Here is a 16,337-nt window from a genome sequence, read left to right on the forward strand (position 1 = left end):
TTCCAGCAAGTCGGCAGGCCTACAGGCCTGCCGACTTGTTTTGTTTCAGGGGTTGCAACGCGCGGAAAGGACCGGCGAGAAGGATGATCAAGGTCTGCTGACTGCGCTGAAATTGCGGTCGATTCTTTTCTTATCAGCGACTTGCATGTCTTTCCTGAACCCGTTTGGAGGCTGAAGGCGGTAAGTGGCTACCCGAACGCGCGATTCCCGCCAGGACTGACAAATTTCCGCACCGGACCTTGACGCGGTCCGCTGTGCCGGACGAGTATCGGTCACAGTTCGACGTTTGGGGACGATTCAAGTTGCGTACATCCCAGCTTCATGCAGCGCTTTTCAGCGCCCGATGGGCGGCACCGGGAGACGGGGCCGACAACGTCTGACACAGGACATCAGCCACAGTGGTCGCATGACGACCCTGTGGCTTTTTTTTCGCCAATAATTTCAATCGAAACAAGTACTTCCAGGGGCAGGACCTAATGAATCGCATCTTCCGCAAGGTTTGGAACCGTACGTTGAACCAGGTCGTCGTCGCATCGGAGCTCGCCTCGAGCGACAGCGCCGGTGCGCAGGATGGAGGCGCGACCACGGCGCCACGTCGTAATGCCCTGATGCTGGCGGTCAGTGTCCTGCTGTTCGGATTCGGGTCGCCATTGGCGATGGCGCAGGCCGTCGAAGTCGGCGGCACGGTGCCCTGCACGATCCTGTCGAACGGCGTCCAGATCGAGACCAATTGTGCCGTCGACGGCAATGCCATCGCGTCCGGCAACGGCGTCGCCATCGGCGTCAACAGCGTGTCCACCGCGCCGCAGTCTGCTGCCCTTGGCGCGAACGCGGCGGCGAGCGCGAACAATGCCTCTGCACTGGGCGCCTTTGCGGTCGCCAACGAGTACGGCGCGACCGCAGTGGGTTCCGTCGCGCGTGCGACTGCGCAGTACGGCGTGGCCTTGGGCCTGTCCGCCCGCAGCTCCGCGACAGGCGCCATCGCGATCGGTCACAACGCCTTCGTCCAGACGGGCGGGACCGACTCCGTCGCGCTGGGGCAGGGTGCGTTTACGGACCAGGCCAATGTCGTGTCCGTCGGTCACGGCGGCTGGGGCGGTGCCACGCCGGGTACGCCGGCCACGCGCCGCATCGTCAATGTCGCCGATGGCGTTGCCGCATCCGATGCAGCGACGGTCGGCCAGGTCGACGCGCTGGCGGACGCGTCCGATGCCGCGATCGCCGAGGCGACGCGCCACTTCCAGGCCAATGGCACGGCAGACGCCGTCGCACAGGCTGCCAACAGCGTCGCGCTGGGTGCGGGTTCGGTCGCCGATCGTGCGAACACCGTCTCGGTCGGTGCGGCGGGCAACGCGCGCCAGATCACCAACGTGGCGGCGGGCGAACAGGACGGCGATGCCGTCAACGTGGCGCAGCTCAACGCGGTTGCCGATGTGGCCGATACGACCGCCGGCTACTTCACAGCAACCGGCACCGGTGATGCGGAAGTCGAAGGCGACAACGCACTGGCGGCCGGTGCGGGTGCCGCCGCGATCGGTGACGAGGCCGCCGCCGTCGGCGCCAATGCCATCGCCGTCGGCGAGGGAGCGTCCGCGTTCGGCAGTGATGCCACTGCGGTTGGTGCGGTGGCGACTGCGGTCGGCGCATTCGCCGTTGCCAATGACGAGGGCGCCGTGGCGATGGGTGGCTACAGCTACGCCTCGGGCCTGGGTGCGGTTGCGGTCGGCCTGGAAAGCTATGCCGAAGGCATCACGGCCGTCGCGCTCGGCGGTGCCGCAGAAGCGTTCGGGGATTTCAGCACCGCGATCGGTGGGCTTTCCACCGCGTCCGCGGAGGACAGCACCGCGCTCGGCAATTTCGCCCGCGCGACCGCCGTCGACAGCGTTGCGCTCGGCGCGAACTCCATCGCCGATCGCGCTGGCACGGTCTCGGTGGGTTCGGCCAACAACGAGCGTCAGATCACCAATGTCGCAGCGGGTGAGGAAGCGACCGACGCGGTGAATGTGGGCCAGCTGGCAGAAGCCACGGCCTATAACCAGTATTTCCGCGCGACCGGCGAAGGTGAAGCGTTCGCATTGGGCGAAGACGCCACGGCGTCGGGCTCGAATGCCTACGCTGAAGGTGACTACAGCACCGCACTGGGTTCGACGAGCAGCGCCTACGGCGCAGGCACCACGGCGGTCGGCAGCGGTGCGACCGCGGAGTTGGACTACGCGACGGCGGTGGGCTTCAACGCCTCGGCCTCCGGTGCCAATGCACTGGCAGCAGGTGCGCTGGCGGAAGCATCGGGCGTGTCATCGGTGGCGCTTGGCGCGGAGAGCCTGGCCAGTGGCCAGTTGTCGACGGCCACAGGCGCCGGCGCCATCGCCAGCGGCGATGCCTCTCTGGCGAGCGGCGCGTTGGCCGAGGCCAGCGGCCTCGAGTCGACAGCGGTCGGCGTCGGCTCGTTCGCGTCGGGCGATGCGAGCACCGCATTGGGTGTGGCCAGCGCAGCCGGCGGTCTGGGTGCGACGGCACTGGGCTATGGCGCTGAAGCGCTTGGCGACTTTGCGACGGCGGTCGGTGTTCGCGCTGATGCATCCGGCGTGAGTTCGACCGCGGTCGGCGAGTTCTCGATCGCTTCCGGCGCGGAAAGCACCGCAGTGGGTGGCAGTGCGATCGGGGGGCTGGTGTCCGCCGAAGCGCTGGGCACCAACGCGTCCGCATTCGGTGCTGGCGCGGGTGCGACAGGCGAGTTCACCACCGCACTCGGTTCGCTGTCGTGGGCACGGGGCGATGACAGCGTGGCGATCGGTTACGACGCCTATGCCGTGGCCGAGAACAGCGTGGCGATTGGCGTGAGTTCGGTGGCGAATCGTGCCGGAACGGTCTCGGTGGGTTCGGCCAACAACGAGCGTCAGATCACCAATGTCGCAGCGGGTGAGCAGGCGACCGATGCGGTGAACGTGGGTCAGCTGGCAGAAGCCACGGCCTACAACCAGTATTTCCGCGCGACCGGTGAGGGTGAAGCGTTCGCGGAAGGCATCGACGCGACTGCGTCGGGCTCGAATGCATACGCCGAAGGTGACTACAGCACCGCGATCGGTTCGACGAGCAGCGCCTATGGCGAAGGCACGACGGCGATCGGCAGCGGCGCGACCGCGGACCTGCAGAACGCGACAGCGGTGGGTTTCAACGCCAGCGCATCGGGTCAGAACAGCGCCGCGTTCGGCGCCGGTGCCGAGGCGATCGGTCCGGCGAGCGTGGCGATCGGCGGCAACGCGGTGGACGAGAACGGTGAGCCGCTGCTGCAACTGGGTGGTGTGCCGGTGGAGACCTCGGCAACGAGCGCGGGCGTGGCCGGTACGGCCGTCGGCGCGAGCGCCGATGCCTCGGGCTTCGCGGGTTCGGCCTTCGGTGTGGGTGCAACAGCGTCTGGCGAGGTCTCGTCGGCGTTCGGCGCGGTTTCTACGGCGGCCGGGGCCGCGTCGACGGCGATGGGCTACGCATCGGCCGCCAGCGGCGCTGACTCGACCGCGATCGGTTCGTACTCGGTGGCTTCGGGCCTCAACAGCGTGGCGGTCGGCGGTGGTGCCGGCTTCTTCAACCTGTTCCCGACCGAGGCGTCGGGCGACTACTCGACCGCGATCGGTGGTGCGGCCTGGGCCAGCGGCTTCAACAGCACGACGGTCGGCAACTTCTCGACCGCGTCCGGCGATGACTCGCTGGCACTGGGTTCCGATGCCACGGCATCGGCGGACGGCAGCGTCGCGCTGGGCCAGGGCTCGGTGGCGGATCGCGAGAACAGCGTGTCGGTGGGCAGCGCCAACAACGAGCGCCAGATCACCAATGTTGCGGCAGGTGAGCAGGCGACCGATGCGGTGAACGTGGGCCAGCTGGCGGAAGCCACGGCCTACAACCAGTACTTCCGCGCGACCGGTGCGGGCGAGGCGTTTGCACTGGGGGAGGATGCGACTGCATCCGGCTCGGATGCCTATGCCGAAGGTGACTACAGCACCGCACTGGGTTCGACGAGCAGTGCCTACGGTGAAGGCACCACGGCGGTCGGCAGCGGCGCGACCGCGGACCAGGACTACGCGACCGCGTTGGGCTTCAACGCCAGCGGCGAAGGCGCGGGTGCAATCGCCGCAGGTGCGTTCAGCACTGCTTCGGGTGAGCTCGCCACGGCCGTGGGCAACAGCGCTGCGGCCAGCGCGATTGGCGCTTCGGCGCTGGGCAATGCGGCGCAGGCGACGGGGGCCTATTCCACGGCGACCGGCACCGAGTCCGCGGCATCGGGCCAGCAGGCACTGGCGGACGGCTTCCGTGCGATTGCATCGGCGAATGGCGCCACTGCGACCGGCAGCTACAGCGAAGCGACCGGTCTGCTGTCCAGCGCGCTCGGTTATGGCGCCGTGGCCAGCAACACGCGTACGACGGCGGTGGGTGTGGCTGCCGAGGCCAGCGGTCTGAATGCCACGGCGGTGGGCAACACGGCGCTGGCGTCCGGTACGTCGAGCCTGGCAGCCGGTACGACCTCGAATGCGACCGGGCTCAACAGCACGGCGCTGGGTGGTTCGGCCTGGGCGACAGCGGACAACACCACGTCGGTGGGCCAGTTCGCATGGGCCACGGCGATCGGCGCAACGGCCGTTGGCCGGGATTCGTATGCCTACGCGCAGAATGCGACCGCGCTGGGGCTGAACGCCTGGGCCAATGGCGTCAACAGCGTGGCCCTGGGTGCGGGCTCGCGGGCGTCGGACGCGAACGTGGTGTCGATCGGCAACGGCACCGGCGCAGGTGGATATCCGGCGACGCGTCGGATCACCAACCTGTCGGCGGGCGTGAACGCGACAGACGCGGTGAACCTGGGTCAGCTCGAAAACGCGACGGCCTACAACCAGTATTTCCGCGCGACCGGTGAGGGTGAAGCGTTCGCGGAAGGCATCGACGCGACTGCGTCGGGCTCGAATGCATACGCCGAAGGTGACTACAGCACCGCGATCGGTTCGACGAGCAGCGCCTACGGCGAAGGCACGACGGCGGTCGGCAGCGGCGCGACCGCGGACTTGCAGAACGCGACAGCGGTGGGTTTCAACGCCAGCGCATCGGGTCAGAACAGCGCTGCGTTCGGCGCCGGTGCCGAGGCGATTGGTCCGGCGAGCGTGGCGATCGGCGGCAACGCGGTGGATGAGAACGGTGAGCCGCTGCTGCAACTGGGTGGCGTGCCGGTGGAGACCTCGGCAACGAGCGCGGGCGTGGCCGGTACGGCCGTCGGCGCAAGCGCCGATGCCTCGGGCTTCGCGGGTTCGGCCTTCGGCGTGGGTGCAACGGCGTCTGGCGAGGTCTCGTCGGCGTTCGGCGCGGTTTCTACGGCGGCCGGGGCCGCGTCGACGGCGATGGGCTACGCATCGGCCGCCAGCGGCGCTGACTCGACCGCGATCGGTTCGTACTCGGTGGCTTCGGGCCTCAACAGCGTGGCGGTCGGCGGTGGTGCCGGCTTCTTCAACCTGTTCCCGACCGAGGCGTCGGGCGACTACTCGACCGCGATCGGTGGTGCGGCCTGGGCCAGCGGCTTCAACAGCACGACAGTCGGCAATTTCTCGACCGCGTCGGGCGATGACTCGCTGGCACTGGGTTCCGATGCCACGGCATCGGCGGACGGCAGCGTCGCCCTGGGTCAGGGTTCGGTGGCCGATCGCGAGAACAGCGTGTCGGTGGGTAGCGCGAACAACGAGCGCCAGATCACCAATGTTGCGGCAGGTGAGCAGGCGACCGACGCGGTGAATGTGGGGCAGCTGGCGGAAGCCACGGCCTACAACCAGTACTTCCGCGCGACCGGTGCGGGCGAGGCGTTTGCACTGGGGGAGGATGCGACTGCATCCGGCTCGGATGCCTATGCCGAAGGTGACTACAGCACCGCAATCGGTGCATCGAGCACCGCCAACAGCATCGGTACCACGGCGATCGGCAGCGGCTCGACCGCAGACCAGAGCTACGCGACGGCGGTGGGCTTCAACGCCAGCGCAACGGGTCAGAACAGCGCTGCGTTCGGCGCCGGTGCAGAGGCGATCGGTCCGGCGAGCGTGGCGATCGGCGGCAACGCGGTGGATGAGAACGGTGAGCCGCTGCTGCAACTGGGTGGCGTGCCGGTGGAGACCTCGGCAACGAGCGCGGGCGTGGCCGGTACGGCCGTCGGCGCGAGCGCCGATGCCTCGGGCTTCGCGGGCTCGGCGTTCGGCGTCGGTGCGACGGCGTCTGGCGAGGTCTCGTCGGCGTTCGGCGCGGTTTCCACGGCGGCCGGGGCCGCGTCGACGGCGATGGGTTACGCATCGGCCGCCAGCGGCGCGGACTCGACCGCGATCGGTTCGTACTCGGTGGCCTCGGGCCTCAACAGCGTGGCGGTCGGCGGTGGTGCCGGCTTCTTCAATCTGTTCCCGACCGAGGCGTCGGGCGACTACTCGACCGCGATCGGTGGTGCGGCCTGGGCCAGCGGCTTCAACAGCACGACGGTGGGCAATTTCTCGACCGCGTCCGGCGATGACTCGCTGGCCCTGGGTTCCGATGCCACGGCATCGGCGGACGGCAGCGTCGCGCTGGGGCAGGGTTCGGTGGCGGATCGCGAGAACAGCGTGTCGGTGGGTAGCGCGAACAACGAGCGCCAGATCACCAATGTTGCGGCAGGTGAGCAGGCGACCGACGCGGTGAATGTGGGTCAGCTGGCGGAAGCCACGGCCTACAACCAGTACTTCCGCGCGACCGGCGAGGGTGAGGCCTTTGCGGAAGGCATCGACACCACGGCGTCGGGCTCGAATGCCTACGCCGAAGGCGACTACAGCACCGCACTGGGCTCGACCAGCAGCGCTTACGGCCAAGGCACGACGGCGGTGGGCAGCGGCGCGACCGCAGACCTGCAGAACGCAACGGCGGTGGGCTTCAATGCGACAGCGACGGGCCAGAACAGCGCCGCGTTCGGTGCAGATGCCCAGGCGATCGGCCCGGCGAGTGTGGCAGTGGGCGGCAACGCGGTGAACGCTAATGGCGAACCACTGATCAACGTCGGTGGCGTGCCGGTCGAAACCGGTGCGACCAGCGCAGGTGTGGGCGGCACGGCCGTCGGTGCCAGTGCCAATGCCACGGGCTTTGCGGCCACGGCCACCGGCGTCGGGGCGTTTGCACAGGGTGACCAGTCCTCGGCCTTCGGCGCGGTGTCCAACGCGCTCGGAGACGCCAGCACGGCGGTCGGCTCGCAGGCGCTTGCGGAAGGCGATCTCGCCACCGCGGTGGGCTTCGGCGCGGCGGCTTATGACTCGGGCAACGTGGCGCTGGGTGCGAACGCATCGGCCGCAGGTGCAGGCAGCCTGGCCATCGGTGCAGGCGCAGAGACCGGGTTCTCCCTGTTCGGTATCGGTTCGGCCGATGCGGTGGCGGTGGGCAGCAACGCATGGGTGCTGGGCGACCAGGGCACGGCGGTCGGTTCGGAGGCGTGGGCGGTGGGCCAGCAGAGCACGGCGCTGGGCCAGAACGCGTTTGCCTCCGCCACCGGCAGCGTGGCGCTGGGTCAGGGTTCGATCGCCGATCGCGAAAACAGCGTGTCGGTGGGCTCGGTCGGCAACACGCGCCAGATCACCAACGTCGCAGCCGGTACTGCGGGCACTGATGCGGTGAACGTGGGCCAGCTGGCAGACGCCATCTCGGCAGTCGATGCGGAGGGCAACCGCTACTTCTCGGCGACGCCGGCAGAAGGCGACGCCGGTGTCGGGGCGACGGCAAGTGGTGTGAACTCGGTTGCCGCAGGTGAGCTGGCGCAGGCCTCCGCAGAGAACACGGTCGCAGTGGGTGCGAATTCCAGTGCGACGGGTGTCCGCTCGACAGCGGTCGGCCAGGGTGCGACGGCCAGCGACGAGGAAGCTGCGGCATTCGGCCAGGCGGCCAATGCATCGGGCTTCCATTCGACGGCGATCGGCGCTCTGGCCGAGTCCAGCGGCCGCGGCGCGACCGCGATCGGCTGGGATTCCACGGCCTCCGGCGCACTGTCCACGGCATTGGGTAACTCGGCATCGGCGACCGGGGAGAACAGCACTGCCCTGGGTCGCGCGGCGACGGCGTCCGCGTTGCGGACGACGGCGGTGGGCCAGGGTGCGTCGGCCAGCGATGAAGAAGCCGCAGCGTTCGGCCAGGCAGCCAATGCGTCCGGCTTCCATTCGACGGCGATCGGCGCGCTTGCGGTCTCCAGCGGTCGCGGTGCAACGGCGATCGGTTGGGATTCGGACGCGACCGGCGCGCTGTCCACGGCGGTCGGCAACCAGGCCGCTGCAACGGGTGACAACAGCACCGCGCTGGGTCGTCAGGCAGCTGCGTCGGGTCTCAACAGCACCGCTGTCGGCCAGACCGCAGTGGCCAGCGCGGACAACAGCGTGGCGCTGGGTCAGGGCGCCGTGGCGGACCGGGACAACACGGTGTCGGTCGGCGCGGCAGGCAGCGAGCGTCAGATCGTCAACGTCGCCGAGGGCACCGAAGACACCGATGCGGTGAATCTGGCCCAGCTCCGCCGGATCTCCGACGGTGTGGGCGAGAACCTCAATGCCGGCCTGCAGAGCGTGGCCGATGCACTGGGCGGTGGCTCGATGGTGGATACGGCTTTCGGCACGATCTCGACGCCGAGCTATTCGATCCAGGGCAGCAGCTACGCCGGAATCGAAGCGACGTTCGGCGCCCTCAACACCGAGATCACCCAGCTCAAGCAGCGCGTCTCCAGCGTGGAAACGGTGATCGAGGCAGGTGATGGCACCAACGACCGCGTCGCGGTGGGCGGTGACGGCACCGGTACCGATGACGCCAGCGTCGGTGCGGATACCAATGCGGTGGCGATCGGTTCGAACGCGGCGGCCAACGGTCAGAACGGTGTCGCCGTCGGCGGCAACGCATATGCCCACGGCCCCAACGACACGGCAATCGGCGGCAACGCCCGCGTCAATGCGGACGGCAGCACGGCGGTCGGTGCGAACACCAGCATCTCGGCCAATGCGACGAACGCGGTGGCGGTGGGTGAGGGGGCGTCGGTGACGGCGGCTTCGGGCACGGCGATCGGTCAGGGTGCCAGCGTGACCGCGCAAGGCGCAGTGGCACTGGGTCAGGGCTCGACGGCCGACCGCGCGAATACGGTGTCGGTGGGCAGCGCGGGCAACCAGCGCCAGATCACCAACGTGGCCGCCGGTACGCAGGCGACGGACGCGGCGAACGTGGGTCAGGTGGATGCAGCCCGCACCCAGGCGGTCGCGACGTCGAACGCCTACACGGACCAGAAGTTCGCGGCGTGGAACGACAACTTCGACGCGTTCAAGGGCGATGTGGATCGCCGCTTCTACGACACCGAGCGTCGTATCGACCGTCAGGGCGCCATGGGCGCGGCCATGCTCAACATGGCCACCAGCGCCGCAGGCATCCGCACCCAGAACCGGGTCGGCGTGGGTGTGGGCTTCCAGGGTGGCGAGAGCGCGCTTTCGGTGGGTTACCAGCGTGCGATCAGCGAGCGCGCGACGGTGACCGTGGGTGGTGCGTTCAGCGGTGATGAGAAATCGGTCGGCGTGGGTGCTGGCTTCGGCTGGTAACGCGATGACGAAGCCGTCCGGTGTGCACAGCGCCGGGCGGTGGTGGTTCGGGGGAATGGAATGCAGACCGCAATGGATGCGACCCAATTAATTTCAGAGAGGAGCTTCACCTGATGCGTATCAACAAGAAATCCGTAGCGTGTGGTCTGTCGGTCGCCATCTCGATGGCACTGGCCGCGCCGGTTGCATGGGCGGGTGGATCGCTCGAGTACCTCCGTGCCAACACCACGGCGCTGCAGGCAGGCGAGACGTACGACGAATTCATCGTGAAATATCGCGCCGACAGCGTGCAGCGCGCAGATCGCACCCGACTGATGCAGTCGGTGAACACCGCAGCCTCGCGTGCCCTCCCGAGCACCGGCAAGTCCAATCTCGCGCTCAATGCGCAGTTCCAGCGCCGCCTGGCCGTCGGTGCCGACGTGGTGAAGATGTCGCGCAAGCTCGATGAGGCTTCGGCTGCTGCGCTGATCCGCCAGATCGCCGCCGACCCGGCAGTCGAATACGTCGAGCCGGTGATGCGCATGGTGCGTCTGGATACGCCGAACGATCCGATGTGGAACAACCAGTGGGGCCTGAAGGTTCCCTCGCAGAGCGGTGGCGGCATCAACCTGCCGCCGGCACTCGACCTGGCTAGCGGCGAAGGTGTGATCGTGGCCGTGCTCGACACCGGCGTGACCGAGCATCCCGACCTGTCGGCAAACGTCCTGTTCGATGCGGGCTACGACTTCGACGAGCGCAAGCCGGGCGGTTACGACCCGGGCGACTGGACCGACGGCAGCGAAGGCTGCGGCGTGGGCGCCAGCTCCTGGCACGGTACCCACGTGGCGGGCACGGTGGCCGCGGTCACCAACAATGACCTCGGCGTAGCCGGCGTCGCGCCCGAAGCAACCATCCTGCCGGTGCGCGTGCTCGGTAAGTGCGGTGGCGGCACGGCTGCTATCGCCGACGGCATCATGTGGAGTTCAGGCGCGACTGTCGCGGGCGTGCCGGCCAACCAGTACAAGGCCGACGTCATCAACATGAGCCTGGGCGGGCGCTCGCCTGCCGCATGCCCGAACGTCTTCCGTGACGCGCTGGCCTATGCGGAAAGCCAGAACGTGACCGTGGTCGTGGCGGCCGGCAACTCGGGCATCGACGTGACCCAGGCCAATGGTCTGGGCACCACGATGGGCAACTGCGGCAGCAGCATGGTCGTCGTCGGTGGCGTCGGCCCGGACGGCCGTCGCGGTGGCGTGGCGCCGAGCGGGCAGGTCGCCGGGAGCGGTGGCTCCAGCCACGGCGCGCGCGTCGACGTCGCGGGTCCGATGGGGCTCGGGTTCCTGCCCTACGAGGATCAGGTGCTCTCGACAGTGAACCTGGGAACCCAGGGTCCGACCGAGCCGGGCTATGACTACTACTACGGCACCTCGATGGCATCGCCGCACGTGGCGGGTGTGGTGGCCCTGATGATCAGCGCGACCGACGAAGTGCTGACGCCGGCGCAGATCAAGGAATTCCTGAAGGACAGCGCCCGTCCGTTCCCCGTGGCCATCGACCGGCCGATCGGTACCGGCATCGTCGATGCCGCTGCCGCCGTCCAGTTCGCAATCGACGGTCCGCCGCCGCCGTGTGACCCGGAAGTCGAAGAGTGCGGTCCGACGGCCACGATCATCGCCAACAAGGTGCCCCTCACCGGCCTGAGCGGTACGGGCGGGGAAGCGCTGTATGCGATCGAAGTGCCGGCAGGCGTCACGGGCCCGCTGAGCATCGCCACCAATGGCGGTACCGGCAACGTCGCGTTGCATGTCAGCGTGGGCGAAGCGCCGACGACGACATCGGCGCAGTACACCTCCAACCGTCCGGGCAACACCGAGTCGGTCCGTCTCGCCACTGTGGCGGCGGGCACGTACTACATCCTGCTCTCGGGTACCTACAGCAACGTCACGCTGAACGTACGTCACAACTGAGACAGGGGATGACCGGCATGCCGGTCACTGCCTGAAACCCGCGACCGGCTTCCGGTCGCGGGTTTTTTTTCTTGCCCGATCCGTATGCGCGCGGCAGACGGGCGCGCTCGTGTCCGGTAGTCCGGGCGTGATCTGGAATAATGTCGCGTCCGCCGTTGCCGAACTGCCGTCCCGATGTCCACGTCGTCCAAGTCCCGTCGCGTTGCGCCCTCCCGCACCGGCTCGCGTCGTACCGACAGTCGCACCGGCGCGCCGCAGATCCATGCGCAGCTCAAGGGGCCGGAGGATCGGGTGATCGCGGGCGCCACCTATCTGGAAGGCGAGTGGACACTGGTGCTGGGCGGCAAGCCGGTTGCGACCACCGTGAGCGCGGCCATGCTGATCGCGATGCTCCGGCATACGGCGGCCTCGCGCCAAGCGCAGGGCATCGCCACGCGTCTGTCGGTGTCGAAGGCACTCGATGCAGCCGCATGCGCCGAGGCGCAGGCCGAAGGCCGCACCCTGGGCGAACACCTCGACTGGCTCGAAGCCGAGCGCCGCACACGGAACGCGCCGGCAGAGGAACCGACCGCCCACTAGGCAGCCGCCCGAGCCGACCGTCCCTTCGCGTCCTGGGTCGCATCGACGCGGCCCCCGCTCCGGCAGCGGGAGCAGTCGAGTCTGTGAATCTCCACCAGCCCCGGAAGCACATGGACGCGGACTTCCCGGGTGTGACGTCTGTCGCCAGAAGCGGCCTGGCCAGCAAAGCGTCCAGCGCCGGCTTGTCCCGCCGCGTCACGCGTGGCAGAGTCGAAGCCAGTGACGCAAGTCAATCGCATTAGGAGTCCGCATCGTGATCGATCCGGACGGGTTCAGGCCCAATGTCGGCATCGTGCTGATGCACACGGACGGACGCGTCTTTTGGGCGCGTCGGGTCCGTCGTGACGGCTGGCAGTTCCCGCAGGGCGGGATGAACACTGACGAGACGCCGCTCGAGGCGATGTATCGCGAGCTGCGCGAGGAGACCGGGCTGCTGCCCGAACACGTCGCCGTGCTGGGCGCGACCCCGGGCTGGCTGCGCTACCGGTTGCCGCAGCGTGCGATCCGTCGCAACGACCGCATCGTCTGTGTGGGCCAGAAGCAGGTCTGGTTCCTGCTGCAGTTCGTGGGCGAGGAGACGCATCTGCGTCTGGATCTCACCGACAAGCCCGAGTTCGACCACTGGCGCTGGGTCGATTTCTGGTACCCGCTCGAACATGTGGTGATGTTCAAGCGTGGGGTCTACACCAGCGCACTGAGCCATCTGGCCAAGTACGCCCGGCAGGTCGCAGGCGCGCAGGCGATTCCACAGCCGGCGATCGAAACCTGGCCACGCAGCCGCCGTCCGCAACGTCGCCAGCCGCGGCGCGTGCAGGATGTCGCGCGCGGTCGTGACGAAGGCGCCTGAACGGTTCTCATTTGACACTAATTCTCGTTTATGGCCGAATGGAGTTCTCAGCCTCCGGCCAGGAACGCAGCCTTGTACGTGTGCATCTGCAACGGCGTCACCGACTCCCAGATCCGCCAGGCGGCCGGCAACGGCTGCCGTGAAGTCAGCGAGCTGACGATGCGCACAGGATGTGGCGCCACCTGCGGCAGTTGCCTGGACATGGCCGCCGGCATGCTCGACGAGTTCCATGCCGCAGCACGCCGTGCGCCGGTCATCGACCTGCCGCTGATCGCCTCGGCCGCGTAATCCGTCTGCGGCGCATCGCGCCGAATAATGATCACGATTCGCGTTCCGTCATCCCGGCTGACGGGTCGGTAGAGTGTGCGCATTCCGCGACACCAGGAGCATCCCTCGATGAAGGGCGACGCGCAGGTCATCCGTTTTCTCAACCAGGCGCTCTACAACGAGCTGACGGCCATCAACCAGTACTTCCTGCATGCCAAGATGCTGAAGAACTGGGGCCTCGACGCGCTCGGCAAGCGCGCTTACAAGGCGTCGATCGACGAGATGAAGCATGCCGACAAGCTGTCGGAGCGCATCCTGTTCCTCGAAGGCCTGCCGAACTTCCAGGCGCTGGGCAAGCTGCGCATCGGCGAGGCGCCGGTCGAGACGCTCGAGTGCGATCTGGCCCTCGAGATGGACGGGCTGCCCACGCTCCGCGAGGCCATCACGCACTGCGAGTCGGTCGGTGACTTCGTCAGCCGCAAGTTGCTGGCCGACATCCTCGCGTCGGAGGAAGAGCACGTCGACTGGCTCGAAACGCAGCTGGATCTGGTCTCGCGCCTCGGCGTGGAGAACTATCTGCAGAGCCAGATCGAGGAAGACTGAGCCAGTCAGACGCCGGGTGAATCCCGGCCCTCGCGCAGCATCCTGCGGGCGCGCGCGAACTCGTTGGACACCAGCGCCACTGCGACGGCAGGGCGTTCGAGTGTGCGCGCCCGGGCGCCGGCCTCGATCCGGCGTGCCGCGGCGGACAGCGACATCGCACCGAGGTTCGCACTCGAGGACTTGAGCGAGTGGGACGCGTCGCGAAGCGCGTCGTAATCCGGCCCGTCCACCGCATTCTCGAGTGCGGACAGCAGGCGCGGGGTGTCGTCGAGAAACACGTCGATCAGCCGGTCGACTTCGTCGCCGAGGATAGTCCGCAGATCGTCGAGCACTTCGTGATCGATAACCGGCGGCAGTGACTCGCGCGGCTCGCCCGGGGCCTGTGCAGGCGGTGCTGCCGTCGGCAGGGGCGTGGTAAAGGACGGTGCGGTGTCTGCAAGACCGGGTGCATCGGCCCGCAGGAGCGGCGTCGGCGCGGTGTCAGGCTCGGGCTCGACCGGCACCGTTGCCGGGTGCGACGCCGGATCCCACCAGCGATCGACGCAGCGTTCGAGCTCGCTCCGCGTCACGGGCTTGGCGAGGTAGTCGTCCATGCCTGCATCGAGGCACTTCTGCCGGTCCCCCGCCATCGCATTGGCGGTCATGGCGATGATCGGCAGGCGACGTGGGCTGCCTTCCGCGGCCTCGTGTTCGCGCCAGCGACGCGTCGCGGTGTAGCCGTCCATGACCGGCATCTGGCAATCCATCAGCACCAGGTCGTAGCGCGATGCGGCGATCCGCAGCAGGCCGGCCTCGCCATTGCTGGCGGTATCGCAGGTGATGCCCAGCACCGCCAGCAGACGCTGGCCGACCATCAGGTTGACGGGGTTGTCCTCGACCAGCAGCACGCGCGGTTTGCGCGGCCCCGGTCCATGGCTTCCATGCACGGTCGGATCTCCGGATTGCGTCGGGGCGATTGGGGTGGTCTGCGGCGTCGAAGCCGGGGCCGCCGGCAGAACATCGTGCGCGTCCGACGCAGGCAGCGTGGCGGCTTCGACCGGCTGTCCGGCCACGAACGCGGACGGCGTGCTCTCGATGCCGAGTACTGCCTCGCGCAGGTCGGCGTCGGGTGCCTGTCTGCTGAGCAGGGTCGCTCCCTGACGCAGCTCAGCGGCCACGACGTCATCGCCGTACAGACACACCAGACGCAGGTGTCCATAGGCGTCGTGGCGGGTGAGGTTGCGGTGCAGTGCGACCGCGGTGTTGCGCATGCCGGTGAGGTCGGCGACGACCACCGTATAGGCATGCGGCGCGCCCTGGTTGGCGGCGGTGCGCAGCCGGTCGAGTGCTTCCTGGGTGGTGTCCACTGACGTCATCCGCAGGCCCCAGTTGGGCAGCAGCATGCTCAGGCGCAGACGCAGGCGCGGATCCCCGCTCAGCAGCAGGAGACGTCCCGCCTGCGGCGCACCGGCTTCGACGGGCATGTCGCCCTGCGCCTTGCGCAGGGGAACCTCGAACCAGAACGTCGACCCCGCACCCGGCTCCGAGACCACGCCGATCCGCCCGTCCATCAGCTCGACGATGCGTCGCGAGATCGCCAGGCCGAGGCCGGTGCCGCCGTAGAGGCGTGTCGTCGACGCATCCGCCTGGCTGAAGGCCTGGAACAGGCGGCTGCGGCCTTCGGTGGTGATGCCGATGCCGGTATCGCGCACTTCGAAGCACAGCTGATGTTGCGCGGCGGTCTCGCCGATCCGGCGCACGCTCACGGCCACATTGCCGCGCTCGGTGAATTTCACCGCGTTGCTGATCAGGTTGCCCAGCACCTGGCGCAGGCGGACCGGGTCGCCGCGCACCGCGAGCCGCACGCCCGGGTCGACCTGCAGACTCATCCGCAGGCCCTTGCTCTGCGCGGCGCGCTCCATGAACTGGATCACGCCCTCGAGCAGTTCGCGCAGGTTGAAGCCGGTGACTTCGAGTTCGAGCTTGTCGGACTCCAGCTTGGAGTAATCCAGGATGTCGTCGACGATGCGCTGCATCTGCTGCGACGACAGGAAGGCGGTGCGCACCAGCTCGAGATGGTCGGGCGCCAATGGCGCATGCATCAGCAGGTCGAGCATCGGCGTGATGCCGTTGAGCGGCGTGCGGATCTCGTGGCTCATTGTCGCCAGGAATTCACCCTTGGCCATGACGGCGGATTCCGCGGCGCTCTTGGCCTGGCGAAGTTCGGCTTCGAGCCGGGTGCGTTCTTCGAGTTCACGCTGCAGTTCGCCCAGTGCCAGCTCGTCCTGGCGCAGACGCTCGTCGGCCGCCTCGAGTTCGCGCACGCTCTGCTGCATGTGCACGCCGACGCCGATCGACGCGATCACCGCCACCAGCGCGAGCACCAGGGCCAGGACCTGCCAGGGACCCGGTACCGACAGTGCGGCCAGCACCATCGTCAGTGCCGCGCCGCCGGCGGCGCCGAACGTGAGCCAGCGCAGGATCAGGGCGGACGGTCGACGACGGGCGATCATGAGCGTCGACGGG

At 68.3% G+C, this 16,337-nt stretch carries 7 protein-coding genes; 6 read left to right on the forward strand and 1 reads right to left on the reverse strand.

Features of this window, described 5'->3' with window-relative positions:
• Nucleotides 1-476 precede the first annotated feature (476 nt).
• The 6 genes from AC3A4E_RS04165 to bfr all read left to right on the forward strand — a co-directional run bounded on the left by AC3A4E_RS04165 (nt 477) and on the right by bfr (nt 13,832).
• Complete coding sequence (locus tag AC3A4E_RS04165; protein ID WP_487630300.1) at nt 477-9,590, forward strand: ESPR-type extended signal peptide-containing protein; 9,114 nt, start codon at nt 477-479, stop codon at nt 9,588-9,590.
• A gap of 113 nt (nt 9,591-9,703) precedes the next feature.
• Nucleotides 9,704-11,536, forward strand: coding sequence for a S8 family serine peptidase (locus tag AC3A4E_RS04170; protein WP_487630301.1), 1,833 nt, complete (start codon nt 9,704-9,706; stop codon nt 11,534-11,536).
• 174 nt (nt 11,537-11,710) lie between these two features.
• On the forward strand, nt 11,711-12,115 hold the full coding sequence (locus AC3A4E_RS04175; RefSeq protein WP_487630302.1) for a hypothetical protein: 405 nt from the start codon (nt 11,711-11,713) through the stop codon (nt 12,113-12,115).
• A gap of 253 nt (nt 12,116-12,368) precedes the next feature.
• On the forward strand, nt 12,369-12,962 hold the full coding sequence (locus tag AC3A4E_RS04180) for an RNA pyrophosphohydrolase (protein WP_487630303.1): 594 nt from the start codon (nt 12,369-12,371) through the stop codon (nt 12,960-12,962).
• Nucleotides 12,963-13,034: 72 nt separating this feature from the next.
• Complete coding sequence (locus tag AC3A4E_RS04185) at nt 13,035-13,250, forward strand: (2Fe-2S)-binding protein (RefSeq protein ID WP_487632010.1); 216 nt, start codon at nt 13,035-13,037, stop codon at nt 13,248-13,250.
• Nucleotides 13,251-13,358: 108 nt separating this feature from the next.
• The gene (bfr, locus tag AC3A4E_RS04190; protein WP_487630304.1) at nt 13,359-13,832 is read left to right on the forward strand and encodes a bacterioferritin; all 474 of its coding nucleotides are present in this window, start codon (nt 13,359-13,361) and stop codon (nt 13,830-13,832) included.
• Nucleotides 13,833-13,837: 5 nt separating this feature from the next.
• Here the strand turns inward: bfr and AC3A4E_RS04195 are convergent, their stop codons facing one another.
• Nucleotides 13,838-16,324 carry a hybrid sensor histidine kinase/response regulator gene (locus tag AC3A4E_RS04195; RefSeq protein WP_487630305.1) on the reverse strand — a complete coding sequence of 829 codons (2,487 nt, stop codon included), beginning with the start codon at nt 16,322-16,324 and terminating at the stop codon, nt 13,838-13,840.
• Nucleotides 16,325-16,337: the final 13 nt, after the last annotated feature.

The sequence above is a fragment of the Luteimonas sp. Soil_N_1 genome (assembly GCF_057656255.1).

Bases quoted from the DNA above. Each gene is read 5' to 3' on its own strand.
- AC3A4E_RS04175 (WP_487630302.1), top strand. From the start codon at position 11,711: ATGTCCACGTCGTCCAAGTCCCGTCGCGTTGCGCCCTCCCGCACCGGC.
- AC3A4E_RS04165 (WP_487630300.1), top strand. From the start codon at position 477: ATGAATCGCATCTTCCGCAAGGTTTGGAACCGTACGTTGAACCAGGTC.
- bfr (WP_487630304.1), top strand. From the start codon at position 13,359: ATGAAGGGCGACGCGCAGGTCATCCGTTTTCTCAACCAGGCGCTCTAC.
- AC3A4E_RS04170 (WP_487630301.1), top strand. From the start codon at position 9,704: ATGCGTATCAACAAGAAATCCGTAGCGTGTGGTCTGTCGGTCGCCATC.
- AC3A4E_RS04195 (WP_487630305.1), bottom strand. From the start codon at position 16,324: ATGATCGCCCGTCGTCGACCGTCCGCCCTGATCCTGCGCTGGCTCACG.